We start from the raw sequence: 23,831 nt of genomic DNA, 5'->3' as shown, positions 1-23,831 counted from the left end.
GCCCTCAAACCGACAGATGCCCGGGCAGCCGCAGGTGCCGGCGGCCGACTTCGAAAAAAAGCGGATCGCGCCTGGCAGCCCAGACCGCCGTAAAATGTCCAATCGCCCAGATGAGAAGGCCGACCAGCCAGAGCCGCAGTCCAAGACCGACAGCGCCGGCCAGCGTGCCATTCAGGATCGCGATTGCACGCGGCGCGCCGCCGAGCAGGATCTGCTCGGTTAGCGCCCGGTGCACGGGCACCGTCCATCCCGGCACCGCGTCGAGCTGTTCGAAAGCGGTTGTCATCAGATCAACGCTCCGCCGCCGAACGAGAAGAACGAAAGGAAAAAGCTCGACGCCGCGAAGGCGATCGAAAGGCCGAAAACGATCTGGATCAGCCGCCTGAAACCTCCCGAACTGTCGCCGAAGGCCAGCGTCAGGCCGGTGACGATGATGATGATGACGGCGATGATCTTGGACACCGGTCCTTCGACCGACTGCAGGATCTTCTCGAGCGGCTGTTCCCACGGCATCGAGGAGCCCGACGCGAAGGCCACCGGCGCGAGCATGAAGTTGAAGGCGACGGCGGCGCTGGCCACGGCAAGCCTGACCTGGCAGCGCGAAGAGAGGCGGGTCATGAAATTTCTCCTGTGTTGATCGGTGTGACTTCGGCGATGCGATAGTCGCCATCGGGGCCCAGACCCTCGACCCTGACCAGCTCGACAAGCCGTCGCGCGGCGCCGCGACCGGCGAGCACGGCAACAAGACCGATCGTGTCGGCGATCAGCGCACGCGGCACAGTGACGACGGCCTCCTGGATCAGCTGCTCAAGCCGGCGCAGAGCGCCGATGCCGGAGCCGGCATGAAGGGTGCCGATGCCACCGGGATGCCCGGTGCCCCATGCTTTCAAGAGGTCCAGCGCCTCGGCGCCGCGCACCTCGCCGATCGGAATGCGATCGGGCCGCAGGCGCAGCGAGGAACGAACCAGATCTGAAAGCGTGGCGACGCCATCCTTGGTGCGCATCGCCACGAGGTTGGGGGCAGCGCATTGCAGTTCGCGGGTGTCCTCGATGATGACGACACGGTCCGTCCCTTTCGCCACTTCGGCGAGCAGCGCGTTGGTCAAGGTCGTCTTGCCGGTCGACGTGCCGCCGGCAACAAGGATGTTTGCGCGGTCGGCAATGGCGGCGCGCAACGCGGCGGCCTGGCAAGAGGTCATGATGCCCGCCGCGACATAGTCATCGAGCGTGAAGACGGCGACCGCTGGCTTGCGGATCGCGAAGGCCGGCGCGGCGACCACCGGCGGCAGCAGGCCTTCGAAACGCTCACCGGTTTGCGGCAACTCGGCCGAGACGCGCGGCGAACGGGAATGGACTTCGGCGCCGACATGATGGGCGACCAGCCGCACGATCCGCTCGCCAGCGGCAGGCGCGAGCATTTCCCCCGTATCAGCCAAACCTTCCGCAAGCCGATCGACCCAGATCCGGCCATCCGGGTTCAGCATGACCTCGATGATTGCGGGGTCGTCCAGGAACCGGGCGATGGCCGGCCCGAGCGCGGTGCGCAGCATACGCGAGCTGCGTGCGCGTCCTTCGGTATCGTTGTGCAAGATGGCCATCGGGTCCCCGTTTGGCCCGGGAACTCGTCGAGCAGTTCCCGGTCGCAGACAAGCAAGAGCGGCCTGGAGCAGTCCGATTCAACAGCTTTCGACCGCCGTCGTAGCGCAGCGAACAAAGACCGGCGAACGGCGGCGCCGAACTCGGGAAGTTTTACGGCGGGGTGTCCCCGTGGTCCAAACCTCGGCAGAGGATGAACTTCCGCAATATAATGTACATGTTTATTGACACACGACTCTCGTCGGGTTTATGAAACGGCCTGGCAGTGGCGGCGATCGCCCTTTCCACGGCGCGGAGGATTGTCATGCGGTTCGGTCCGGAGGGCTCGGTTTCGCGGCGCCAAACAGGCGGCTCCAAAAATCCGGCAGTCGCTAGACCGCGACGCTTCACGGCAAAGGGCGGCGAAGCTTCATGAGCATGCTCGACATCTGGCTTGGGATCCTGCACGGGCTGCGCATAACGGCAGCGGTCACCGCCTATGGCCTTGTCTTCGCGGTGCCCTTCGCGCTTGTTTTCGGCGTCGCGCAGTTTCTGACCACCGGGTTGACGCGCTTTCTGGTCACGGCAGTCATCGAATTCTGGCGCAGTTCGGCGGTGGTCGTCCTGCTCTTCGTCTTTTACTACGTTCTGCCAGTCATGGGGGTCACCCTCTCAGCGATGACCGTCAGTGCATTGGTGCTCGGCCTCAACAGCGGCGGCTATGCCAGCCAGGCGGTGCGGGCCGGGCTCCAATCTCTTCCGGCCGGCCAACGCGAGGCTGGCATGGCGCTCGGCCTCTCGCGCCCGGCGATCCTGCTCCTGATCGAGCTGCCCCAGGCGTTGGTCGCCATGAGCCCCACATTCGTCAACAATCTTATTCAGCTGGTCAAGGCAACTTCCCTTGTCTCCTTGGTCACGCTGACGGACATGACCTTCCGCGCCAAGGAAATCTCCCAAACCGAATACGACCCGGTCGCGATCTATTCGGCATTGTTGCTAGCCTTCTTCGTCGTCTGCTATCCGATCGCGCTCGCCGGCCGCTGGCTCGAAGCGCGGGTCAATCCCGAAAGCGGAGCGCCTCGTGGGATTTGACCTCGACTTCGCGCTCTCGACCGTCCCGATCATAATCGGCGCGATCGGGACTACCCTGCTCGCGACGGTCTTGAGTTGCTTCGGCGCGTCGGCGCTTGGCTTCACGTTCGAGATGATCCGCCGTGGCGGCGGCGTGCCTGGCTTCGCCGTGCGCTTCCTCATCGATTTCATCCGCTCGACGCCGGTCTTGGCGTGGCTCTATTTCCTGTATTTCGTCATGCCCTTCTACGGGATCCGGCTCGGCGCCATGACGGTGGGCATATTGGGGCTAAGCCTCTATTACAGCGGTTATCTGGCAGAGGTGTTCAAGGCGGGCATCGACGCTATTCCGAAGGGCCAGCAGGAAGCAGCCAGAGCCCTGTCGCTCACCCGCCGCGATACGGTCATCTTCGTCATCGCACCCCAGATGCTGCGCAACATCGCCGCGCCCCTGGGCAACTACCTGGTCTCGATCCTCAAGGCGACGCCTTATCTCGCGATCCTGGCGGTGCCGGAAATGCTTGGGCGTGCCTTCGACATCGCATCCCAGACCTATCGCTACGCGGAGCCGCTGACTGTCGCGGGCGTTCTGTTTCTCGCGCTGGCGCTGATCGTTTCTTATGGGGTCAAGCGCATGGAGAAGCTCCTGCTTGCGAGCGGGCGCCGCTGATGCTCGACCGGCGGACGCATCCGACCCCGACGCCTCAATCCGTCCCGCTCGTACGGATCGACGGCCTCAACAAGTGGTTCGGTGCGCTGCAGGTATTGAAAGACATCGATCTGACCTTGCGGCCGGGTGCGCGCGTCGTCGTCTGCGGACCCTCGGGGTCGGGCAAGTCGACCTTGATCCGCTGCATCAACGGTCTCGAGCCCTTCCAAAAGGGGACGATAGAGCTTGCAGGAAGACGCCTCGGAAAAAGCGATCGCGATGCGGCGATCGCGCGCCGGCTGACCGGCATGGTGTTCCAGAGCTTCAACCTCTTCCCTCACCTCACCGTGCTTGCCAACTGCACGCTGGCTCTGCGCCGGGTCCTTTCGAAATCGGCGCGGGAGGCCGAAGAGATCGCGATGCGGCATCTGACGGCGGTGCACATCGCCGAAAAGGCGCGGGCCTATCCGGCTGAGCTGTCGGGCGGCCAACAACAGCGGGCGGCGATCGCGCGCGCGCTCTGCCTCGATCCCCGCATCATGCTTTTCGACGAACCCACCTCGGCGCTCGACCCGGAAATGATCAAGGAAGTGCTCGACGTCATGATCGCGCTCGCGAAAACCGGCGTGACCATGGTCTGCGTGACGCATGAAATGGGCTTCGCACGCGAAGTGGCGGATGAGATCGTGTTCATGGACCAGGGCCGCATCGTCGAGCACGCGTCTTCCAGTGGCTTCTTCTCCGGAGCCGCTCATCCGCGCGCCAGGCTATTCCTGGACACAATCCTGAGCCATTGAACGTCGCGCACTTAATCGCGGCGCGATTGGCAACATGGATCAGCGCCGGGATCGCGGTGCGCACTACCAGTCGGGCGCGAATGCGTAACCGGCAGAGCGGACGGTCCGGATCACATCGCTTCCCACAGATGCCCGAAGCCTTTTGCGCAACCTGGCAATATGAACGTCGACACCGCGTATGTCGGTTGCGGCGGCGTGTTCAGGCCATGCGGTCGCGACCAGTTCCTCCCGGCTGAGCACCTTGCCAGGTTGCGCCAGCAGGCTGCGCAAAAGCCTGAATTCGATTGGCGGCATAACGATTTCTTTTTGCTTGAAGAATGTCCGGTGGGTCTGTCGGTCCAACCGGAAATCGCCCTGCACCAGATCGCCTGCCTTGGTTTGGCGCGCAAGCCTGGCGGCCCCTGCCTTGCCATGCAGCCAGGTCAGAAGCTGCTCGGGCGCAAAGGGCCGGGAGAATATCTCGTCCACGCCCGCCTTGATGAGGTCCAGGTGCAGTTTGCCGGAACGAGGCGCGACCAAACCTGCAAGAGGCGCTGCACTTGTCGCTTCGGACGATTTGAGCGACAGGCATAGCTTGGCGACTGCGCGGTCCCCCGGCTGACAGTCCAGGATGACCGCAAGCGGCGCTTCGGCCTTAATGGCGCGCGCAATTTCCTTGTCCGCCGTGATCAAGCGGGTTTCGAAGCCGGCTACTGAAAGGATATGCCCGAAAACCAGAAAGAAATCCGGGTCCTTCGAAGCGATCAGGACCAGCGGCATCATGAGTTCATCAACCGAATTCGGTGCACCATAGGGCTGACTACCGCGCAAATGGGCGCGATGACAATATCCCCTGGCGGGCGAACCTCCAGCTGCCGGAGGCAATCAGCCTAGATTTTGTCCGCCAGTATGGCGCCGGGGATGCCGTAAGCCTGGCGCGTCTGCTCAATGGCCTCAGGCGTGACATCGATCAGCAGCGCGATGATGTCGCCATCGGGATGTTCGAGAGCGTTGCCGAGTTCGTAAAGCGTCCAGCCAAGGGCACGCAGGCGTTTCGGCCAGAATGTTTCGCACACGACGCTGATTTGTCGAATCCCCAGACTTTGCGCCGTCTCAAGGAGGCCGCACAGAACAAAGCCGGCGATCGGCGACGACGCTCCATGCGTGCGAAGCGATGGGACGACAAAAAAGCGCGTCCATTCGAAAATGTCAGCCGCTCGCGGAGGCGTGCCGCCGGCGAGAACCGGGAAAACCTCGCTCATGAGATGCGGCTGCAATGTCGGAACGAGACGCGAGCCGCCGACGATCTTGCCATTTGTATCGAGCGCCAGAACGTAAAGCGCATGCTCGTTGTCGAAGGCGTCGATCTCGATGTTGATGGGCCGGGCGACGGCGCGCCAGCGTCTATGCTTGACGTAAATGTCGTAGCGGATGCGAAAATAGCGCTCCAGCACTTTTCTATACTGCTTCCTGTTTTCCCAGGTGACCAGATGAATACGGACCATGACGCCTCCAAAAGTGGAGGTCGTAGGAAAACACGCTTCATGCCCGTATGATGGTATTCAGGTATTGCTAAATCTGGATTTCCTGCCGTCGCAGAGCTTTGACGATGGCATGCGAGACATTGGCCGCGTCGAGCTTTCCTCGAATGTTGCGCTGATGGCTTTCAACTGTGTTCCTTGTGACGCCCAGGATGCAGGCGATGTCTTCGTTCGACTTGCCTTCCGCACTCCACTCCAGGAGTTCGCGCTCGCGCGGCGTCAAGGGCGCGGCATCGACGGCCTGGCCGGATTGTTCCAGCCCTGACAGACGTCGGAAGGTATGCACGCAAAGCGTCTCGATGAATGGCACGTCGCTCGGCGCTATTTCAATCCGATCGCCCGCTGCCGTGACGACGCCTGGCCCTGCCAGCGGCACGTGGACGGGAACGCAGAGACCTTGGCCCATCCCGAAGTCCGCCGCTTCATCCATCACCAGCTTTGCGCGCGCAGAAAGCTTTGCCGGCGGAAGTTCGTCCCATAGGAATGGCTTCGGCGAGTGCCGGCACTGCGCGACGCAGGGATCATGCGAGAAATAATCCTCCGACATGTAGCGAAGGTACCATTCGGGCGGCCAACCATCGACCAGGATCTGTCGGCTCCAGTCGGTGTCGTGCGGCACGGGCAGGCCGGTGATCAGAAAATAACGCAATCCGTAGCGCTCGATGGCAGAGCGGAATTCTTGGAGGATGTCATCCACCGAGCACGCGGCATCGATCCTTGAGATCGCTGCAAACAACCCGACAAGACTATCGATCTCCATCGGCAGACCTCGACAAGTGTCAGGCCCCATCCCGGTCAGGAACTTAAGGTCACAAATACGGTATATTCAATGGGACTTGCGCCGAATGTACACTTCAGGAGTCAATTAGCCGGCGCAAAGATAAAGACCCTGAAGGCCGCATCAATGTTGGCTCAACAGACCGCGCTTCATTCGGATGACCTTGGCGTCGTCTGCTTTGTCCCGCGGGCTGCTCGCCGAATCGCGGGAACAGCCGTGATCAACTCTTGCGGCTCGACATCCAAGGCCTTCGCCAGGATTTCGACTGTATCCAGCGTGGCGTTGCGCCGACCGGCCTCGACGCTGCTGATATAGGCCCGCGTGCGGCCCGAGACGAAAGACAACTGCTCCTGCGACAGTCTTCTTTCTCTCCGTAGCCGCTGCACGTTCAAGCCAAAAACGCCGCGAAGTTTCATCAAACAACGGATGCTACGACGCGCACTATGGTGCGACACACTATAGTGCACATTCCGCATTGACAGCGGTGCCGCGGGCTGTTTGAAACAACCGGCGAATTCATCGTTTCCTGACACAGGAATAGCCATGCCGAGCCGGCCGTTTCGCGACCTCGCGCACGACATATCCGTGCATGCCTCAGGCGAGATCAGCCGACCCCGAACGGACAAGAGCCGGGTCCTGGAATTCGTCTGCATCCGTTGCGGTGCCTCCTACCCCGCCGATATCAGCATCGACTCCAAAGGGTGCGCACGGTGTCAGGCGACCGCACCAGCAAATCTTCGGCCGGTTTATGCGGATCCTGCTCATCCCCTGGAGGGCGCCACGCCCTCGCGCTCATTGTGGCGTTTTGCGCCTATGCTGCCTTGCAATGCCGCGGATGCAGTGAGCCTTGGCGAGGGTTTGACGCCCCTAATCGCGGCGCCGCGCATCGGCGCGGTTCTCGGCGTGCCCAATCTCGCAATCAAGGACGAAGGTCGAAACCCGACCTGGTCGCATAAGGATCGCTTCTCGACCGTCGCTGTCAGCGTGGCGCGCGCCCGTGGCGCGAAGGTCGTCGCGACCGCCTCCTCTGGCAACGCCGGCGCTTCCCTGGCGGCCTACGCTTCCAGAGCCGGGTTGAAGTGTGTTGTCACTACTTTCGCCGGGTCAGCCGGCGCGATGCTGGCGCAGATCCGAAAATATGGCGCAACGGTGCTGCCCCTGGTCAACAAGATGGACCGATGGTCGCTGCTGGAACAAGCGGCTGCCCGCTATGACTGGTTCATCGCCTCGCCCTATCACGGTCCGGTGGTCGGCAGCCATCCGCTTGGCATCGAAGGCTACAAGACGATCGCCTACGAGATCGTCGAGCAGTCGGATGGCAAGGCGCCGGACTGGTGCGTCCTTCCGGTCTGCTATGGCGATGCATTGTCCGGCGTGTGGGCTGGCTTTTGCGAATTGCATGCGCAAGGGGCAATCACCCAGCTGCCCCGTCTCGTCGCCGCGGAGGTGCACGGGTCGTTGGCGGACGCGCTTGCCAGCGGCGCCGATGCCTTGAGTGAACGCAAGCTGCTTTTCGACAGCCTTGCGGTATCAATAGGCACGCCGCGCAGCACGTTCCAGGCTTTGAAGGCTCTGCGCGAATCCGGCGGGCACGCCGTCCCCGTCGACAATCACGGCCTTGTCGCGATGCAGGAACGCCTTGCGCGTGACGAAGGAATCTTTGCCGAACTGGCATCGGTTACGCCGCTGATCGCCATATCGATGTTAAAGGATCAAGGGGCTATCGCGGCCACAGACCGCGTCGTGGCCGTCGTCACCGCAAGCGGTCTCAAGGACCTCGATAGGTCCACCCGATCGAACGAACACGGCGAGATCTTCCAGACGACGCAAGACGCCTGGCGCTGGCTCGACAAAAGCGGGCCGGATCTCGTCTCATAGATTCTCCGCCGCACCAATAGCCGATGGCACCACAGTTGCTGCCTGGGTTTTGAGCACATCGTCGAGACTGCGCCGCATCCAAAGAAATCGCGTCCATTGCGTCTCCGCGGCCGGTGCGATTGTCGTCAGCGTCCTCGGCTCCGACGGTTCCTTGCAGGGCCAGCCAGGCAGGGTTGCAAGCCAGTCGTCATTGTAGACGGTCTCGGCATGGCGATGGCCTTCGTCAGGCATGATGACCGCGACCTGTGCGTCCGGAAGGGTCTCTGCAACCCAACGCGCCACCAACGCGGCGGCGCCGCTGGTCGGACCCATGAAGATACCGTGCTCGCGCAGCAAACGGTGCGCGCTCAGATACGCCGGATAGGCGCCGACCCAATGGATCTCGTCGACAAGCTCATGCCTGACGTTTTTCGGCAGAACGCTGTTGCCCAGGCCCCGCAGCATGCGTTTGCCGACGGGCTGCCCGAACAGAATGCTGCAATGGGTATCGACGGCAAACACCGTCAGGTGGGGAAAGACCGTTCGCAGAAAGGAGGCCGTGCCGCATAACGAACCGCCGGTCCCTATGCAGCCGACCAGACAATCGACCTTTCCCATCGCCCGAATGAAAAGTTCAGCCAGCCGCGCATAGGCAAGCCAGTTCCCCGGACTGTCATATTGGCGGGTCCAGAAGCCGTCCGGCTCCTTGGCGAGGATTTCCTGCAGGCGCTCAAGCCGGCCAGGCTGGTTGCCGTCGCCGCGCGGATCGTCAAGCGCGATGACCGTGGCGCCGATGCGCTCCAGCCGGGCTTTGTATTTGGCGTCGATAAGCGTCGAAGCGGTGACGAGGGTAAGGCGATAGCCACGCGCCGCCGCCAGCAGCGCCACCGCCATGCCGAACGTGCCGGATGTCGTTTCGACGATGTGGGAGCCTGGCTTCAGTTCGCCATTCGACGCTGCCCGATCGAGAATGTAGCGAGCCGGCATCAGCTTCATCAGCGGAAAAGCCGCCGCGACCAAATTTGGCGCCAGGCGAGCCAGGCGTGGAGTTTCGAGGTCCCTGAAATAGTCGACGGCGAGGGTCACCATGTCCAGCCCTCCGCATTGACCAGATGGACCTCGACGTCCTTGAAGCCGGCGCGTCTAATCTGTTGTGCGACCAGAGCTGCCCGTCGCTTCAGATTCGATGCGAAAAGATCGAAGATGAGACCAAACAACGACCCGCTATGGGCGACTTGCACGCCGCACGCCCCGGCCCGCCTGGCGATTTCAGCGATCTCGTCGAAACCCTGTTTCGGCAAGTGGCGTTGACTGATCAAGGCACTGGCCGAGGCGGCACGTCCAAGGAGATTGGGATCCTGAAGGGAAATCGCCCGCGCCACCAGCGCCCGAAGCACGCCGAATTCCTGGATTTCGGCACTGTCGTAGCGCGCCGGCGGCAGCTGCAATGTGTCGACCGGGACACCGCCATTCGCCTTGAACCCGACCAGTAGCAGCGGCGGCAGCGAGCCGCCGAAATTCTCGATCACCCGGCCCTCGCGTTGCGCGAACAGGACCGCATGCTCATCGAATGCGATCGCGTCGCTGGCGCGCTCGGCGGCTACGGCGAGACGGCCGATGGTCGAGGACCGCAGCTGCACCTTGAGGGCCGCGGCAACCGCGCGAATGGAAGCGACGACGTCCGCGGTCGACGAGCCGTAGCCGTGCCCCACGGGAATCGAACTTTGCAGCGTCAACACGCCACCACCGGTCGCATTCAAGAAATCGAGCGTGAGCCGCGCGGCTGCCGACGCCTTGATCTTGTGATCCGGGTGGACAATGACTGCATCTTCGTCGCTCCTGGCAAAGATCGCCTCGGACCTCAAACCGGCAATCGGCAGCGTGACGAGCCCGCGATGAAGGCGCCCGCCATCGTCCTTGAAGACGCCCTGGATGAGTTCGCCGTGATGCCCAATAGCCGCTCCCCTTCCGGTCGAAGGCCGCGGCGTTTCACGGCTCACAAGGTCGCCGGCGCCAGCCATTTTCATCTCCCCCACGCGTTGTCGCAGCGGAGGAGGATGGCGGTGACGGCTGACACCCGCTCTCAAGGAATTCCGGTATTGACGGCTTGCTGTCGAACGAGCCAGCCGGGAGGCGCACGATCCATCGTCAGGCAGCGGAGCCGAGATGCCTCAGCGGCCGGCCAACCGAAATCGATTGCGCCGCAGCCATGATACCCTCGGCATCGATCGCGTAATGCCGGTAGAGATCCGCGATCGTGCCGGTCTGGCCAAAATGCTCGACCCCCAAAGCGCGCGTGCGGTGGCCACGGACCGACCCCAGCCAGGCGAGCGTCGCGGGGTGCCCGTCCAGCACCGTCACCATGGCACAGGAAGCCGGAAGACCGGCCAGAAGCCGCTCGACATGACTTGAGGCGCGCGGATGGCCGTACTGGCGCGCCCGGGCCGCGGCTGACCAGCCGGCGTTCAGCCGATCGGCCGAGGTCACGGCCAGAAGCCCGATGTCGCGGCGATCGCCGGCCATCAAGCCCACCGCCTGTACCGCTTCGGGCGCGACTGCTCCGGAGTAAGCTATCACCAGTTCGGCGTTCGGCCCGGGCTCGCGCAGCCAGTAGGCGCCATCGACGATGTCGCGCGCCAGCTTGCTTTCCATCGGGCGTGCCGGCTGCTCGATCGAGCGCGTCGAGAGCCTCAAGTAGACCGAACCTCCGGTCTGATCGCGCAGCCAGCTATGGTCGTCAGGCTCGGCTTCGCCGGTGCGCTGCAGATAGTCGAATGCCCAACGCAGGATGACTGCCAGTTCATCGACATAGGCCGGCTCGAACGTCGCCAGACCGTCCCGCGCCATGCCGATCAGCGGCGTGGCGATCGACTGATGCGCTCCGCCTTCGGGAGCCAGCGTCACGCCGGAGGGCGTCGCGGCCAGAATAAAGCGGGCGTCCTGGTAACAGGCATAGTTGAGCGCATCGAGGCCGCGCTCGATGAAGGGATCGTAGAGCGTGCCGACCGGAAGCAGGCGCTCGCCGTGAAGCGAGTGTGACAGGCCGAGCGCGGAAAGCATCGTGAAAAGGTTCATCTCGGAGATGCCCAGTTCGATATGCTGTCCGGACGCCGCAAACGTCCAGTTGAAGGTGGAGGGGATGCGCTCCTCGCGGAAAATGTCCGCCTGATCGCCGCGGGCGAACAGACCCCGCCTGTTTACCCAGGCGCCGAGATTGGTCGAGACAGTCACGTCGGGTGATGTCGTGACGACACGGCTGGCAAAATCGCTGTCCGACTTTGCGATCTCATGCATCAAAAGCCCGAAGCCTTGTTGTGTGGACATGAACGGCTGAGCGGCGAAGCCGATGCGCGCCGGCACCGGAATGGCAGGGGCTTTGTGACGACGCGGGGCTGCCTGTGCGAAAGGCGAGGACGCAAGGAAAGATCGTATCGCAGCCTCGTCATAGGCGAGCCCCTCGAACATGTCCCATTCGCGCCCCTCGCGGACACCCATGCCTTGCCGGAGCGCGTCGACTTGCGCCGGTGTCATCAATCCGGCGTGGTTGTCCTTGTGGCCGGCGAGCGGCAGGCCGAAACCCTTGATCGTATAGGCGATGAAGCAGGTCGGGCGATCATGCCCGCGCGCTTCCTCGAAGGCATCGATGATGCTCTCGAGATCGTGGCCGCCGAGATTTGCCATCAATGCGGCAAGCTCTTCGTCGCTGCGCTTCTCGATGAGACGGCTGACCGGTCCCTGATCGCCCAGATCGTCCAGCAGGCGCCTGCGCCATGCAGCGCCGCCCTGGAAGGTCAGCGCGGAATAGAGCTGATTGGGGCATGCATCGATCCATGCCCGCAGCTTCTCGCCCCCCTCCTCCTCGAAGGCGGCCTGCTGCAATTTGCCGTGTTTGAGGATCACCACATCCCAGTCGAAGTTGCGAAAGATGGTTTCGAAACGCTGCCACAGGCCTTCGCGCACCACCGCGTCGAGGCTCTGCCTGTTGTAGTCGACGACCCACCAGGTGTTGCGCAGGCCGTGCTTCCAGCCCTCGAGAAGGGCCTCGAAGATATTGCCTTCATCCATTTCGGCGTCGCCGAGCAGAGCGACCATCCGGCCTTCCGGCTGGTCGGTGTTCCAGCCTTTTGCCCTGACATAGTCCTGGACCAGAGAGGAGAACAGGGTCTGCGCGACGCCCAGTCCAACCGACCCGGTCGAGAAATCGACATCGTCGATATCCTTGGTCCGGGACGGATAGGACTGCGCCCCGCGATAGGCACGAAAATTCTGCAGCTGCTGAAGCGTTTGCTTGCCGAACAAATACTGGATGGCATGGAAGACCGGGCTGGCATGCGGCTTGACGGCGACGCGGTCCTGCGGCCTCAGGATCTTGAAATAGAGCGCCGTCATCAAGGTCGAGGCGGACGCCGACGACGCCTGGTGGCCGCCGACCTTGAGGCCGTCCGCCGACTCGCGAAGATGATTGGCGTGATGGATCATCCAGACGGCCAGCCAGAGGACCTTGCGCTCAAGCTCGGAAAGGATCGTCATCGTCGGGCTCCTGTGAAATCTCGCCTCAACGATACCTGCGTCGATCTTCCAAATGTGGCTATTCTTGCGCAAAGCGATCGATGATATTGGCTGATCCAGCCAATTGGGAGCCATCGATGAGGGAAACATGCCAAATCCGGCGCTTGACGCAATCGACCTGAAGATCATCGCTGCGCTGCAGAAGAACGCCAAGGCGACTTCGAACGACCTCGCCGAAGCCGTCGGTCTTTCGCCCTCGCCTTGCGCCCGGCGCGTCAGGCTCCTGGAGAACGCCGGCGTCATCAAGGGCTACACCGTGGTGGTCGACCAGAAGAAGCTCGGCCTGCCGATCAGCGCCTTCGCGTCGATCAAGCTTGAACGGCAGCGCGAGGACGATCTCGACCGGTTCTCGCAAGCCGTGCTGCGCTGGCCGGAGGTGGTCGACTGTTATCTGATGACCGGCCAGCGCGACTACCTGATGCGCATCGTGGTGCGCGACCTTGAAGCTTATGAGCGGTTCATCAAGGACAAGCTGACGCGGCTGGACAACATCGCTTCGATCGAAAGCAGTTTCGCCCTGGGTCAGGTCAAGCGCTCGGAAGTGCTGCCAATCTGATCGAGCGATTGTTCCGCGACGGCCATCGCGGCTGCAGCCGGTCTGCGTGACCTTGCGCTGATCGAGGGCGGATGCGCCTCATGATCGGCGGTCCCTGGCCGCATCCTCGATCAATCTCGCCAGTAACTGGCGGAATCGTTGGTCAGACTTGTCCCCAATGTTTCCTATATCTTCCGCAACCATGCCGGGCGCAGAAACCGACGCCTCCCCACTTATCGAAACGCTGACCTTGAAGGCCCTTGCGTGGTTTTTCTCCACCGCTCCATTCCCGTAGATTCGGAATTCAACAGATGGCGCAACGGCGCTATCCTCGGGGCGTGGGATGGGTTCTATATCGATGATCACCTCTCCCGCCACGTCTGCCTTGGCCGCTTCCAATGACGCGACGACGACCTCCGTTAGCCAAGCTCTGGCTTGGGTGCCAAAGTCCACCTTTGGAGTATGCCCATCCGCGCTCTCGTCCTGCCGACGGTGAGCTTTCTTGCCCCGCTCAAGGGCCTCTTTGAACTTGGACATTTCCGGCCGCCTCCGACCTGTCATCGCATGAAGTACGGCAGATCGGCCGCAGCTCTCCAATCTAAGAACGCACACGATCCTCGGATGTTGCGCCTGGACGAGATTGGTGCTTTGGCCCGCATAACTGATGCGCTCTGCGGGCTCGCTTACCGGGTGCGTGGCTGGACCGTCAGTTCTGATGGCTTTTCGCAAGCGCACGTGATCGGCATCGAAGTGGCGGAGATCGTCAACGTCATTAGGCCGCGTGGCTACTCGCCTTGGTGTCCAGGGAAGGTGAGCGAGCGCGACACGTTAAGCACTACGCTACCTTTCGAACAGCAGCCCTGAACGGGTGATCGATGGTGAAAGCGTCCGGCTGGATTCCCCGCTCGATCTGCGTCCATGTGACAGGATGGGCAATAGGAAAGCCGGGCCGCGCTCGTGGCGAAAACGTACCGACTGCAGTATTGCCGCGCCCGTTGCGAAGATAGTCGAGGAAGATGCGACCCCGTCGGGCTGCTGGATTGGCTGACAAGAGGTAACGGTCCGGCTTGGCATCGATGAGGCACTGGGCGAGCGATTTGGCCATTTGCCGCGCCTTGTCGTGGGTCACACCCGAAGCCAGCGGAGCCGTCAGGTGAATGCCTTTGCCCCCGGTGACCTTCGGCCAGCTCCGCAAACCAGCCGCTTCCATGATGTCACGTAGCGACAGCGCCGCCTCGATCACCGCATCCCATGGCACGCCTTCGCCAGGATCGAGATCGAGCACGAGCTGGTCGGCATGCTCGATGTCGTCAACCGTAGCGTTCCAAGGGTGCAGCTCGACAGCGTCCATTTCGACCAACCCAAGCAGCCCGTCGAGATCGTCTACCCAAACCCGAACACCTTCGCCGCCCTCGCGCTTCTGAACGCGTAGCTGGTGCACCGGTCCTGGTATCAGAGGCAGCGGTCCCTTGTGATAGAAGGTGGCCCCGTGCGCATGACGTACCAGCTTCAGTGGCCTTCGTCCCAAATGGATCAGCGCCCGGTCGGCCACCCGCCGCCAGTAGTCCACAAGCTGTTCCCTGGAAGGTGCAACAGCATCGGGTAGCAGCTGGAGAATGTTCTCGCGAGGAACGCCATGCTGGCCCTCCAACCTGCGCTTGGAGGGCGACGGCGGCTTCGCCGGGATCACCTGGAGATCCTCGCGTAATCCCTTGAACACGGCCTCGCGCAAGATGCCCCGGTCCGTCACGCCACTGAACTGCACCTCCGCCAGCACCTCCGGCCGGACCCACGTTGCCTTGGGCTTTTTGATCGGCTCCGAGAGAGGTGATTTGCTGATGATGAGCGGATCAAGCCGCTCGCGAACCCGCCGGGCTTCCTCCAGCGTATAGCCGCTTTGCGCTTTTCCAGCATAGAGCAGCCGCTCGCCCTGCCACCTGCCGATATAGAGCGAAGCAATGCGGCGTGGCCGCGCGCCAAGCTTTTCGACGAAAGCGACAATCGGGAACGTGTCGCTCTTGACGCACTTGACCTTGAGCCAGCTCGTTTGGACACCGGAGCGGTAGGGAGAATCAGCCCGCTTTGAGACCACACCCTCCAGGCCCATGCGGCAGGCATGGTCGAACACGTCCTTGCCGCTGATTTCCAGGTGTTCGGCATAGGTGAGTGTTGGAGCCGTTTCCTGCAGCAGCCCGTGCAGAGCGGCTTTGCGCTCAATTAGCGGCTGCTGTCGAAGGTCGCGGCCGTTGAGGTGCAGAAGATCGAACGCGAAGAACATGAGCTTCGGCGAGTTCGGGTTTCCCAGCTCCCGCTCGAGAGCTTGGAAATCCGGTAAGCCAGTCTTGCCGAGGACGACCGCTTCGCCATCGAGGATAGCGGATCGGACCGGCAGGTTCGCCGCCGTCTGGACGATCCGTTTGTACCGATGCGACCAGTCATAGCCGCGACGCGTGAAGGCACGTGCCGCACCACCTTCAACGATAAGCTCGGTCCGGTAGCCATCGTATTTGATTTCGTGCAGCCAGTCCGCGTCGGCAGGAGCGTTCTCGACCAGCGTCGGTGATTGGAATTCGATGAAGGCGAGGTGACCGGTCGATTTACGCATGCACTCGAACTCCTGGACCGGGATTCAAACCGGGCCGGAGCAATCGGTTCCGAAGATTTTAGCAAAATTGAATATGGTTGCCGGCCGCCGACGCGGTCGGCTGCTGCCTCTGAAGTTCTTGGACTTTGAGGCGATGATCGTGCGCCGTTCGCTTAACGGTCACTCCAGCGGTGAGCCATTTCTCGTTGCCGCAATATTTTGTACATATTTTGTATATATATATTGACGCAAGAGCAGGCCTCAACGTAGCGTTGAAGGGCTGGGGCCGGGGTCCCTGCGCGCAACTCAATCTCACGGGAGGACTGCACGATGAAATTTCGAGCCCGATCGGCCGCCATTGGCCTCGCCTGCATCGCCTATGCCGCGATTGTCGGATCTGTGCTGCCGGCCACGGCGGAAACGACAAAGGAACGCGTCTTGAGAGAGGGCCGGATCGTGATCGGCATCCACAACCGCGCGCCATGGGGCTACAAGAAGGAGGAAACCGGCGAGTTGCTCGGCTGGCACCCGGACCTGCTTAGAGCGGCGTTCGCCGACCTCGGCGTCAAGCAGATCGACTTCCAGGTCACCGAGTTCGGCGCGTTGATTCCTGGCTTGATGGCCGGGCGTTTCGACGCCGTGGCGTCCGGCTTGTCGATAACGCCGCCGCGGTGCCAGCAGGTCGCCTTCGGCGCTCCCGACCTGAGGCAGGACGACGCGGCGATCGTTCTCGCCGGCAACCCCAAGGCGATCCATGGCTATGCGGATCTTGCCAAGAAATCCGACACCATCATGGGTGGCGGCCGCGGCAGCAACGTCATCCAGAACGCCATCGCCGAGGGCGTCCCTCAGGATCGCATCCTGCAGTTTCCCGACATCGAGACCAACATCGCGGCACTACGTGCCGGCCGCATCGACGCCGCTGTATTTTCTTCGCCGACTGCGATCGGGCTGCTGGCCGGCAAAAAGAGCCCCGATCTGGAGCGCGCCAACCCATTCACGACCGACGAGAAGTCGATCAGCTACGTCGCGATCGCGTTCAGGAAGGATGATGGCGACCTGCGCGACCTTTACAATCAGGGGCTGGCCAAGGTCATGTCGAACGGCACGATTGCCACGATCATGGCGAGGTACGGATTTGGTCCCACGGAAAACGTGCCGCCAGGATTGACGACCTCACAGTTGTGCGGAGCTCCCAACTGACCGGTTCGGCAACGGGAAGACGCCCAGCAATCGCAGGACCTAACGGCGCCGCGCGGCCCGGGCGGCGCCTTCGCCCGCAGACCCTCATATCACTGTCGCTCGGGATCGCCGGATGGCACGACGTCCTCGGGGATCTCCTGCCGCAAGCTCGGCCCATTCGCCAGCCGCCTGCCAAGCGCGGAAACGAAGGCGTCATAACGCTCGCTTGCCTTGGCGCGCGCCGCCTGGGCCAGCGGCTCAGGCAAGGCCGGAGTGGTGGCAAGCCAGAAGCGGATGAAGACCGCGTGGGTTTCAACCGAGATGCCGACGTCGCGCTCCAAGCGTGCAATCCGGCGATCGATCCGGTCGAGACGTTTGGAGATCGCCGCCTCGCGTTGCGCGTCTGCATCCGGAGAGAGGAACGAGGCGATCGCCGCCTCAGCAATGAGCGACTGCGGGCGATCGCGCCGGGCGGCATAATCAACCAGCAAGGCCATCACGGCAGGATCGAGATAGACAGAAATTTGGACCTTCTTCTTTCTTGCTGTCATGACCTTCACAGCTCCATGCCGTCGTTCGGGTCGAGCGCGATCTGACGTGCCACGCCCCGAACAAGGCGAGCCATCCGGCTGCTCTTCGCAGCGAGATCATCCGTCTCATCAGGCGCTTCGAGCTCGAATTCGTTCACGGGCGGCAGCTCGGCAGCCGGGAGAAGAGGATCGAGCTCCGGCTGACGTCGCAATTCGGACTCGGTCGACGCGTCCGGGACTTTCGCCAGGGCAGTTGCGGCTGCCATCCCCGGCGGCGGAGCCGGCAACGGAAGCGCCGTCCAATCGTCAGGCTCCGCCTCGGCTCGAGCCGCGACAGCCGGTGGCGGCATGACGCGCTCCCGCAACCGCGGGTCTTCGAAATAGCGCGCCTTCTTCGCCCGGATAGGCGGCGTGCCCGCCAGCATGACGATCTCGTCGCCGGCCGGCAGTTGCATGATCTCGCCGGGCGTCAGCAACGGTCGCGCCGTCTCCGAGCGCGACACCATGAGATGACCGAGCCAGGGCGAGAGGCGGTGACCGGCATAGTTCTTCATCGCCTTCAGCTCGGTCGCTGTGCCCAGGGCATCGGAGACGCGTTTGGCGGTGCGCTCGTCATTGGTCGCGAAGCTGACCCGTACATGACAGTTGTCCAGAATGGAATTGTTCGGGCCGTAGGCCTTCTCGATCTGGTTGAGCGACTGCGCGATCAGGAAGCTTTTCAAGCCATAGCCGGCCATGAAAGCGAGCGCGGATTCGAAGAAGTCGAGGCGTCCCAGCGCCGGGAACTCGTCCAGCATCAGGAGCAATCGATGGCGATCCGTCCTGGCCTGCAGATCCTCGGTCAGACGGCGGCCGATCTGGTTGAGGATGAGACGGATCAGCGGCTTGGTGCGGCTGATGTCGGAGGGCGGCACGACGAGATAGAGCGTCGCCGGACGAGGACCGGCGACCAGGTCGGCGATGCGCCAGCCGCATGCGCGCGTCACCTCCGCCACCACCGGATCGCGATAGAGGCCAAGGAAGGACATCGCGGTCGAGAGCACGCCCGAGCGTTCGTTGTCGGACTTGTTCAACAACTCACGGGCGGCGCTGGCGATGACCGGGTGCGAACCGCCCTCCCCCAGATGCGGCGTCGTCATCATCGCGGCCAAGGTCGATTCGATCGGCCGCTTGGGATCGGACAGGAAGGCGGCTACGCCGGCGAGCGTCTTGTCCGGTCCGGCATAGAGCACATGCAGGATCGCGCCGACCAGCAGCGCGTGGCTCGTCTTTTCCCAATGGCTGCGCCGTTCAAGCGAGCCTTCGGGGTCGACCAGGATGTCGGCGATGTTTTGCACATCGCGGACTTCCCATTCACCGCGGCGAACCTCGAGCAAGGGATTGTATGCATCCGATCTTGCATTGGTCGGATCAAACAGCAGCACCCGGCCGTGGCGAGCGCGGAAGCCTGCGGTCAGACCCCAGTTCTCGCCCTTGATGTCATGAACGATCGCGGAGCCCGGCCAAGTCAGCAGCGACGGCACAACAAGCCCGACACCCTTTCCCGAACGCGTCGGCGCAAAGCAAAGCACATGCTCCGGTCCATCGTGCCGCAGATAGTGAGTTCCATAGCGCCCCAGCACCACGCCGTCGGGGGCGAGCAGGCCTGCCGCCTGCACCTCGCTTCTTTCGGCCCAGCGCGCGGAGCCATAGGTCGCGACCTCCCTAGCCTCGCGGGCACGCCACAGCGACATGCCGATTGCTACGGCGATCGCGATCAAGCCGCCCGAGGCGGCAATCAGACCGCCGCGCGCGAAGATGGCTGGTGCGTAGGCGTCGTAGAAATACCACCACCAGAAGATGGCGGGCGGATAGTAGACCGGCATGCCGCCAATGACGAACCAAGGCGTTCCGAGCCGCTCCTGATAGCCAAGCTGCCAGGCCGCCCATTGCGTCGAGGCCCAGATCGTGAGGAGCACGATCAGGAGGACGACGACGATCTGTCCCCAGAGGACTTTCGTTCCCGACATTCGCTTCTCCTCGTGCCGAGAGTTCGCCAAGGTGGCTGCGAGATGCAACCGCCGGCTGACGCCGATCGCATCGCGTCGTATCGTCGGCAAGAAAGACAGGGAATCGGGAAGTCCAAGAGCGCCTCCTCGATTGCGGGTTTGAGCGGCAGATATCATACGCGATCGCGTATATCCAACTTCTATACGCGTTCGGGTATAGTGCACATTTATACTGCGCGCGCAGATGCATAAGTTGACGGGCAAGCCGGCGCCATCGAAGCCTGCGGCCCGAGATGCGGACGAACGCCAAGTCTCCATGCCGCGATTGTGTTGCGGTCCAAGTCGTCAGCGCCACGGCTCAGGAAAACCGTGAGGATCTGCTCCCAAGGGATTTTCGCGGCCGACATGGCAGGATTTCCTTTCAGCTGCTAGAGACCTAGCCCGCGCTTGCGGGCGAAGCTCCATTCGACACTGCCGTCGCCGCGAGTGCTGCCGCTGACATGCTGGCCCAGGTGCCTTTCGAGCGAAGGTGTCCAGGGCACGAGCTGGAACCCGAGGCCATCATCGATCATCGCGAAGCGGCCGGACGCGAGCGCAAAGCGCTGGCTGTAGGTACCGGACACGGATTCGCCAGGTGCGGCACGGTTGAACGAGCGGCCGGATTGGGCCGCGATCCTGCCGCCCAGCGCCTCGAGCTCCCTTCGGCGCAGCGTGTCGATCAAGTTGCCGGCAAAGACGGTCCCGCTCGGCTGCCGCTTCGCCAGCCCCAGCCCGACCAGATGCTCGACGCGCCGATCGAGCGCCTGGCGCACCTCGGCGCCGAAGCCGCCATCGGAAAGAGCTGCCGCAGTACGGGCAAGCGCCTGCCGGTCGAGCCAGGTCGCCCCCTCCGCAACCACCTGTCTGTCGATGTCGAGATCGGAGCGCACGGCAAGCGCCAGCCGCCGCCGACCCTGAGCGTCCTCGAATGTGCGCAGTTCGACGATTGCGCCTGGCGCACCATCGCCCGCCGCCTCGAGATCGGCGAGCCGGACGTGATGACAGCGGCCGTCGACGCCATCGATGACCGCATAGGCACTGCCGCTCAGTTCGTCATCCAGTCCGCGCTCGATCAGACGGCCGGTAATCCTCTCGCCGATGCTCTCTGCGGCCAGCACATAGCTGGCGCTCGGGCGTTCGATGTCGCGGGCCGAGAATGCGCGATGCATGCGTTTGATGATGTCGGCGCGCTCACCCATCTGGCGCAGCGTCGCCTCGGCTCTCTCGCTGACGATCCATTGGCCAGGGCCTATCTGCTCGGCGAGGCCAAGCGTTTCCAGCCTGCGCACCCGCCCGATCTGTGGCGCGATGAATTCGTCAGGCTGGCGATCGGCGCGTGGCGCGAGATCGACGACGCCGTTCTCGCCTGCGTCGCGGAGCAACTGGCGGTCCAGCCCGGTCCACCGCTCGGCCTCGACCTGGCGCTCGACATGCCGGCGGATCTCAAGCTCCGACCGGGGGCCAAGCTCCTGCGTGACGAGCTCGCTGGCGCGATCGCGCATGCCGCGGCTGATGTAGTCGCGCGAGATCACCAGGTCTTGGCCGTCGTCGGCCCGGCCCCGCAGGATGACGTGGACATGCGGATTGTCGGTGTTCCAATGATCGACCGCGATCCAATCGAGCGAGGTGCCGAGATCCTTCTGCATGCGACCCATGAGATCACGGGTGAAGGATTTCAGGTCGGCCATCTCGCCGGCATCTTCGGGCGAGACGATGAAGCGGAAATGATGTCGGTCGTCCTTGCAGCGATCGACGAAATCCGCGGTCGACGCATCGTCGACCTCCGGTCCGAACATGCGGGCTCTCGCATCATCGCGTGTGACTCCCTCGCGGCGCAGATAGTTGAGGTGATTCGCCAGCGGCGCGCCGCGTTTTGAATGGCGAACCACGCGGGTCTTGATCGTGGCTAGGCGGGAGCGGCCGGTGAGGAATCGATTGGCCTGAAGGCTCGCTGCGCTGCCGCGCCCGAACCGCGAACTGTTGCCTGTCCCGATCCGGCCTGAGCGCGACACGCCGCCGCCAGCCTTTTGCGCCGCCGCAAGCGCCTGGGCGATGAAGGGCCGCGACGATTGGGCTCGCGTCGAGCGAATGCGGCCTGGACGGATACGGAACTCGTGCTCATCGGACACGGCACACGCCCTCACCTTGCCATAAGTACAGCGAATACAGCGGCTTGCCTGTTCTCAGCACATTGCGCCGTGGCGCTGCAATGTGCGGGAAGCGGTAAAAAACCCAGCAAATACAACGAGCCGACCGCAGCACAATGTGCGCCCTTTTATCTTGCCGTCCCTCGGTTGTTGCCGTAACCGTCTGGTCCCTGCAAATATTTGAAGCAGTGCATGCTCGCGTCATGTCGGGTTCCTTCGCTTTGTGGAGGACAATCGGATGGCGCCTCGCCGCTCCTGGGCCAAGGCCAAGAGCGCCTACTGGTCGTCGCAGGTCGATAGCTGGCTCGGCAGCAGTCTGAGCGCGCAGGGATTCTGCCACCAGGCCATCTCTCGAACAGGACGTTCGATCCGTCGATGGACCATCTGGCGAGCAGCGAAGACCCACGTAAACGCGCGCTGGCTCTCGCCGAATGATGAGGATTGGACAACTCACAATGGCGGTGGTCGTATGTTGTTGCGACCCCGGTGGATGGTTCATAGTTGCAGCGTGATGGGGATAAACAGATGACCCAGTCTTCCGCAAACGGAGTAGAGACAAGACTGCTTGCCGAGGCCATTGCCGCGCTTCGTGAGCTGACGTCGCGGGCGCGGGAGACGCACGACCGATCGTTCGACGATGGCCATTCCGCCGATTCATGGCAGAGCGATGAGCTGCGTGCCGCGATAAAACGTGCTGAGGCAGTAATCGCGAAATCGGAGGCTCCCCGAGAATAACAAGCAGCGTCGAAAGTCTGCTTACTTGAACCTGCAAACTCGGGATTCATGTCAAGCCGGACCTGACGTGCAGCGGCCGAACGCTTACTTGTTGCCCCGTGTCCCATGCGCAGCAAAGGCGGCGACGTCCAACGGGAGGCCGGGACGCGATGTGACGGAGACTTCGTCATCGCTGCGATATCCGCAGGCCGGACCCAGTGAACAGCTGCCGCGGCTGCGAACCGGCCGCGAAAAGTTCGCGCACGAACGGTGACGATGAGACCCCCAGGGAAGCGTGTTCACCGGACGAACGACCGGCACTGCCCAGGTGGCCGGACCGCGCTGTGAACAGCGGCGCGGTCTTCCATCTAGTGGCCTTGCTATTGGCGGCGGTGAGCGCGCCGGTCGCATCACCGCCGCCCGACAAAGGGCGAAGCTTCGCGACATAGGCGCGGGTTTCGGCCGGCAGCGGGCGGCCCCTCAACGAGGCTTCATAGCGCCCCGGCCCCGCATTGTAGGCGGCGAGAAAACCCGGTGAACCGTATTGATCATAGAGCTCGCGAAGATAGGCAGCGCCGGCAAGGATGTTGTCGTGCGGATCGAACGGGTCGCGGCCCAGTTGGTGACGAAGGCGCAGCTCGGCCCATGTTTCGGGCATGATCTGCATCAGACCCACCGCGCCCTTTCGCGACACGGCGCGCGGGTCGCGGGCGCTCTCGAGGTGCATGACCGCGCGTATCCAGAGCTGAGGAACGCGGAAGCGACGCGACGCCTCGACGATATGTGCCGCGTATGGATCGTGGGCGGATTTGCGGGAGACAGGCGCGGATTGTGCGGCGGCTCCCGTGATCGCGTGGCAGAAAATCAGCATGCCGGCGACGAGCCGACGTGCTTGCCTCCAACCAGACAACCAGGTGACGGGGCGGCGTTCGTGCGCACGGTTCGGCGCCGACGGCCCGCTCATCGAGCGCGCTCCGGCCGCCATTTCGGCCGGATCCAGCGCAGCGACCAGGAACCGTCGTCGGATCGGAAGAGACCGGCGCGAAAGCGCCGGCCAAACATTGGATCCTCCAGCCGGCACGACAGATAGTCACCAGCCGTCTGCCCGGTTTCCTTCCAGGCCGCGCCGACCTCGGGGCCGCTGCCATCGCCGATGTGGATGCGAAAATCCGGCGCGTTGCCGCTGGACGTCCTGATCGGGACAAGCATCAGTTCGACATCGACGAGCAGTGTTCGAATGCGTCCGGCGTAACCGGATTCTGTTTCCTTGAAGACGCCGATTTCGGCCATGGACTA

The 23,831-nt window shown here is 63.0% G+C and carries 23 protein-coding genes; 6 read left to right on the top strand and 17 right to left on the bottom strand.

What is annotated here, in order from left to right:
• Positions 1-4: 4 nt before the first annotated feature.
• From LCM4577_RS10025 to trbB, 3 genes are read right to left on the bottom strand one after another with little or no spacing between them, the layout of a single operon-like run.
• Positions 5-286: a VirB3 family type IV secretion system protein gene (locus LCM4577_RS10025; RefSeq protein WP_019863699.1), complete on the bottom strand. Its 282-nt coding sequence runs from the start codon at positions 284-286 to the stop codon at positions 5-7.
• Positions 286-618 carry a TrbC/VirB2 family protein gene (locus tag LCM4577_RS10020; RefSeq protein WP_041005366.1) on the bottom strand — a complete coding sequence of 111 codons (333 nt, stop codon included), beginning with the start codon at positions 616-618 and terminating at the stop codon, positions 286-288. The genes LCM4577_RS10025 and LCM4577_RS10020 overlap by 1 nt, the downstream gene beginning before the upstream one ends.
• Complete coding sequence (gene trbB, locus LCM4577_RS10015) at positions 615-1,598, bottom strand: P-type conjugative transfer ATPase TrbB (RefSeq protein ID WP_071071006.1); 984 nt, start codon at positions 1,596-1,598, stop codon at positions 615-617. Before trbB ends, LCM4577_RS10020 begins: the two co-directional genes overlap by 4 nt.
• A 409-nt stretch (positions 1,599-2,007) precedes the next feature.
• On the opposite strand from trbB, the gene LCM4577_RS10010 reads away from it, so the two are divergent.
• From LCM4577_RS10010 to LCM4577_RS10000, 3 genes are read left to right on the top strand one after another with little or no spacing between them, the layout of a single operon-like run.
• Positions 2,008-2,667 (top strand): amino acid ABC transporter permease, encoded by a 660-nt coding sequence (locus LCM4577_RS10010; RefSeq protein WP_041005369.1) that lies wholly within the window; start codon positions 2,008-2,010, stop codon positions 2,665-2,667.
• Positions 2,657-3,316: an ectoine/hydroxyectoine ABC transporter permease subunit EhuD gene (gene ehuD, locus LCM4577_RS10005; protein WP_041005371.1), complete on the top strand. Its 660-nt coding sequence runs from the start codon at positions 2,657-2,659 to the stop codon at positions 3,314-3,316. The genes LCM4577_RS10010 and ehuD overlap by 11 nt, the downstream gene beginning before the upstream one ends.
• Complete coding sequence (locus LCM4577_RS10000; RefSeq protein WP_041005374.1) at positions 3,316-4,092, top strand: amino acid ABC transporter ATP-binding protein; 777 nt, start codon at positions 3,316-3,318, stop codon at positions 4,090-4,092. The genes ehuD and LCM4577_RS10000 overlap by 1 nt, the downstream gene beginning before the upstream one ends.
• Positions 4,093-4,155: 63 nt before the next feature.
• Here LCM4577_RS10000 and LCM4577_RS09995 read toward each other — a convergent pair whose 3' ends face one another.
• The 4 genes from LCM4577_RS09995 to LCM4577_RS09980 form a co-directional block, all read right to left on the bottom strand.
• On the bottom strand, positions 4,156-4,854 hold the full coding sequence (locus tag LCM4577_RS09995; RefSeq protein WP_041005376.1) for a response regulator transcription factor: 699 nt from the start codon (positions 4,852-4,854) through the stop codon (positions 4,156-4,158).
• A 107-nt stretch (positions 4,855-4,961) separates the two neighbouring features.
• Positions 4,962-5,576, bottom strand: coding sequence for an acyl-homoserine-lactone synthase (locus tag LCM4577_RS09990; protein WP_041005377.1), 615 nt, complete (start codon positions 5,574-5,576; stop codon positions 4,962-4,964).
• Positions 5,577-5,643: 67 nt separating this feature from the next.
• Positions 5,644-6,372: a LuxR family transcriptional regulator gene (locus LCM4577_RS09985; protein WP_041005379.1), complete on the bottom strand. Its 729-nt coding sequence runs from the start codon at positions 6,370-6,372 to the stop codon at positions 5,644-5,646.
• 167 nt (positions 6,373-6,539) lie between these two features.
• Positions 6,540-6,806 (bottom strand): helix-turn-helix domain-containing protein, encoded by a 267-nt coding sequence (locus LCM4577_RS09980; protein ID WP_041005381.1) that lies wholly within the window; start codon positions 6,804-6,806, stop codon positions 6,540-6,542.
• Positions 6,807-6,933: 127 nt separating this feature from the next.
• Between LCM4577_RS09980 and LCM4577_RS09975 the strand changes: the two genes are divergently transcribed.
• A complete protein-coding gene (locus LCM4577_RS09975) occupies positions 6,934-8,268 on the top strand; it encodes a threonine synthase (protein WP_244508276.1) in 1,335 nt (444 codons plus the stop codon).
• Here LCM4577_RS09975 and LCM4577_RS09970 read toward each other — a convergent pair.
• From LCM4577_RS09970 to LCM4577_RS09960, 3 genes are all read right to left on the bottom strand, one after another.
• Positions 8,263-9,336, bottom strand: coding sequence for a PLP-dependent cysteine synthase family protein (locus tag LCM4577_RS09970; protein ID WP_041005383.1), 1,074 nt, complete (start codon positions 9,334-9,336; stop codon positions 8,263-8,265). The two genes, LCM4577_RS09975 and LCM4577_RS09970, sit on opposite strands and share 6 nt — an antisense overlap.
• Positions 9,330-10,274: a kinase gene (locus tag LCM4577_RS09965; RefSeq protein ID WP_071071004.1), complete on the bottom strand. Its 945-nt coding sequence runs from the start codon at positions 10,272-10,274 to the stop codon at positions 9,330-9,332. Before LCM4577_RS09965 ends, LCM4577_RS09970 begins: the two co-directional genes overlap by 7 nt.
• A gap of 121 nt (positions 10,275-10,395) precedes the next feature.
• A complete protein-coding gene (locus LCM4577_RS09960) occupies positions 10,396-12,777 on the bottom strand; it encodes a transketolase (protein WP_071071003.1) in 2,382 nt (793 codons plus the stop codon).
• A 127-nt stretch (positions 12,778-12,904) separates the two neighbouring features.
• On the opposite strand from LCM4577_RS09960, the gene LCM4577_RS09955 reads away from it, so the two are divergent.
• Positions 12,905-13,372 (top strand): Lrp/AsnC family transcriptional regulator, encoded by a 468-nt coding sequence (locus LCM4577_RS09955; protein ID WP_041002492.1) that lies wholly within the window; start codon positions 12,905-12,907, stop codon positions 13,370-13,372.
• Between the two features lie 78 nt (positions 13,373-13,450).
• On the opposite strand, the gene LCM4577_RS09950 is transcribed toward LCM4577_RS09955, so the two are convergent.
• Together LCM4577_RS09950 and ligD are read right to left on the bottom strand one after the other, a co-directional pair.
• Positions 13,451-13,888, bottom strand: a complete 438-nt coding sequence (locus LCM4577_RS09950) for a hypothetical protein (protein ID WP_041002490.1) — start codon at positions 13,886-13,888, stop codon at positions 13,451-13,453.
• A 298-nt stretch (positions 13,889-14,186) separates the two neighbouring features.
• Positions 14,187-15,956 (bottom strand): DNA ligase D, encoded by a 1,770-nt coding sequence (ligD, locus tag LCM4577_RS09945; protein ID WP_041005395.1) that lies wholly within the window; start codon positions 15,954-15,956, stop codon positions 14,187-14,189.
• Between the two features lie 309 nt (positions 15,957-16,265).
• Between ligD and ehuB the strand changes: the two genes are divergently transcribed.
• Positions 16,266-17,138, top strand: coding sequence for an ectoine/hydroxyectoine ABC transporter substrate-binding protein EhuB (ehuB, locus tag LCM4577_RS09940; RefSeq protein ID WP_041005397.1), 873 nt, complete (start codon positions 16,266-16,268; stop codon positions 17,136-17,138).
• Positions 17,139-17,227: 89 nt separating this feature from the next.
• Here ehuB and LCM4577_RS09935 read toward each other — a convergent pair whose 3' ends face one another.
• From LCM4577_RS09935 to LCM4577_RS09915, 5 genes are all read right to left on the bottom strand, one after another.
• A complete protein-coding gene (locus LCM4577_RS09935; protein WP_041002725.1) occupies positions 17,228-17,668 on the bottom strand; it encodes a hypothetical protein in 441 nt (146 codons plus the stop codon).
• 5 nt (positions 17,669-17,673) lie between these two features.
• Positions 17,674-19,656 (bottom strand): conjugal transfer protein TraG, encoded by a 1,983-nt coding sequence (locus tag LCM4577_RS09930; protein ID WP_071071001.1) that lies wholly within the window; start codon positions 19,654-19,656, stop codon positions 17,674-17,676.
• A 407-nt stretch (positions 19,657-20,063) separates the two neighbouring features.
• The gene (locus LCM4577_RS09925) at positions 20,064-21,803 is read right to left on the bottom strand and encodes a VirD2 family relaxase/mobilization nuclease (RefSeq protein WP_071070999.1); all 1,740 of its coding nucleotides are present in this window, start codon (positions 21,801-21,803) and stop codon (positions 20,064-20,066) included.
• Between the two features lie 919 nt (positions 21,804-22,722).
• Positions 22,723-23,499, bottom strand: coding sequence for a lytic transglycosylase domain-containing protein (locus tag LCM4577_RS09920; RefSeq protein ID WP_071070998.1), 777 nt, complete (start codon positions 23,497-23,499; stop codon positions 22,723-22,725).
• Entirely contained in the window at positions 23,496-23,825 is a 330-nt protein-coding gene (locus LCM4577_RS09915) for a DUF736 family protein (RefSeq protein ID WP_071070996.1), read from the bottom strand. The genes LCM4577_RS09920 and LCM4577_RS09915 overlap by 4 nt, the downstream gene beginning before the upstream one ends.
• Positions 23,826-23,831 lie beyond the last annotated feature (6 nt).

Source organism: Mesorhizobium sp. LCM 4577 (assembly GCF_001854795.2).
GTDB classification, from domain to species: Bacteria; Pseudomonadota; Alphaproteobacteria; order Rhizobiales; family Rhizobiaceae; genus Mesorhizobium; species Mesorhizobium plurifarium.
The sequence above is the reverse complement of the archived record's forward strand: the minus strand, read 5'-3'. Positions and strand labels throughout refer to the sequence as shown.

What these genes read in the sequence shown, in the direction of transcription:
- LCM4577_RS10025 (WP_019863699.1), bottom strand. Translation starts at nt 286, where the DNA reads ATGACAACCGCTTTCGAACAGCTCGACGCGGTGCCGGGATGGACGGTG.
- LCM4577_RS10020 (WP_041005366.1), bottom strand. Translation starts at nt 618, where the DNA reads ATGACCCGCCTCTCTTCGCGCTGCCAGGTCAGGCTTGCCGTGGCCAGC.
- trbB (WP_071071006.1), bottom strand. Translation starts at nt 1,598, where the DNA reads ATGGCCATCTTGCACAACGATACCGAAGGACGCGCACGCAGCTCGCGT.
- LCM4577_RS10010 (WP_041005369.1), top strand. Translation starts at nt 2,008, where the DNA reads ATGAGCATGCTCGACATCTGGCTTGGGATCCTGCACGGGCTGCGCATA.
- LCM4577_RS10000 (WP_041005374.1), top strand. Translation starts at nt 3,316, where the DNA reads ATGCTCGACCGGCGGACGCATCCGACCCCGACGCCTCAATCCGTCCCG.
- LCM4577_RS09995 (WP_041005376.1), bottom strand. Translation starts at nt 4,854, where the DNA reads ATGATGCCGCTGGTCCTGATCGCTTCGAAGGACCCGGATTTCTTTCTG.
- LCM4577_RS09990 (WP_041005377.1), bottom strand. Translation starts at nt 5,576, where the DNA reads ATGGTCCGTATTCATCTGGTCACCTGGGAAAACAGGAAGCAGTATAGA.
- LCM4577_RS09985 (WP_041005379.1), bottom strand. Translation starts at nt 6,372, where the DNA reads ATGGAGATCGATAGTCTTGTCGGGTTGTTTGCAGCGATCTCAAGGATC.
- LCM4577_RS09980 (WP_041005381.1), bottom strand. Translation starts at nt 6,806, where the DNA reads ATGAAACTTCGCGGCGTTTTTGGCTTGAACGTGCAGCGGCTACGGAGA.
- LCM4577_RS09975 (WP_244508276.1), top strand. Translation starts at nt 6,934, where the DNA reads ATGCCGAGCCGGCCGTTTCGCGACCTCGCGCACGACATATCCGTGCAT.
- LCM4577_RS09970 (WP_041005383.1), bottom strand. Translation starts at nt 9,336, where the DNA reads ATGGTGACCCTCGCCGTCGACTATTTCAGGGACCTCGAAACTCCACGC.
- LCM4577_RS09965 (WP_071071004.1), bottom strand. Translation starts at nt 10,274, where the DNA reads ATGAAAATGGCTGGCGCCGGCGACCTTGTGAGCCGTGAAACGCCGCGG.
- LCM4577_RS09960 (WP_071071003.1), bottom strand. Translation starts at nt 12,777, where the DNA reads ATGACGATCCTTTCCGAGCTTGAGCGCAAGGTCCTCTGGCTGGCCGTC.
- LCM4577_RS09955 (WP_041002492.1), top strand. Translation starts at nt 12,905, where the DNA reads ATGCCAAATCCGGCGCTTGACGCAATCGACCTGAAGATCATCGCTGCG.
- LCM4577_RS09950 (WP_041002490.1), bottom strand. Translation starts at nt 13,888, where the DNA reads ATGTCCAAGTTCAAAGAGGCCCTTGAGCGGGGCAAGAAAGCTCACCGT.
- ligD (WP_041005395.1), bottom strand. Translation starts at nt 15,956, where the DNA reads ATGCGTAAATCGACCGGTCACCTCGCCTTCATCGAATTCCAATCACCG.
- ehuB (WP_041005397.1), top strand. Translation starts at nt 16,266, where the DNA reads ATGAAATTTCGAGCCCGATCGGCCGCCATTGGCCTCGCCTGCATCGCC.
- LCM4577_RS09935 (WP_041002725.1), bottom strand. Translation starts at nt 17,668, where the DNA reads ATGACAGCAAGAAAGAAGAAGGTCCAAATTTCTGTCTATCTCGATCCT.
- LCM4577_RS09930 (WP_071071001.1), bottom strand. Translation starts at nt 19,656, where the DNA reads ATGTCGGGAACGAAAGTCCTCTGGGGACAGATCGTCGTCGTCCTCCTG.
- LCM4577_RS09920 (WP_071070998.1), bottom strand. Translation starts at nt 23,499, where the DNA reads ATGAGCGGGCCGTCGGCGCCGAACCGTGCGCACGAACGCCGCCCCGTC.
- LCM4577_RS09915 (WP_071070996.1), bottom strand. Translation starts at nt 23,825, where the DNA reads ATGGCCGAAATCGGCGTCTTCAAGGAAACAGAATCCGGTTACGCCGGA.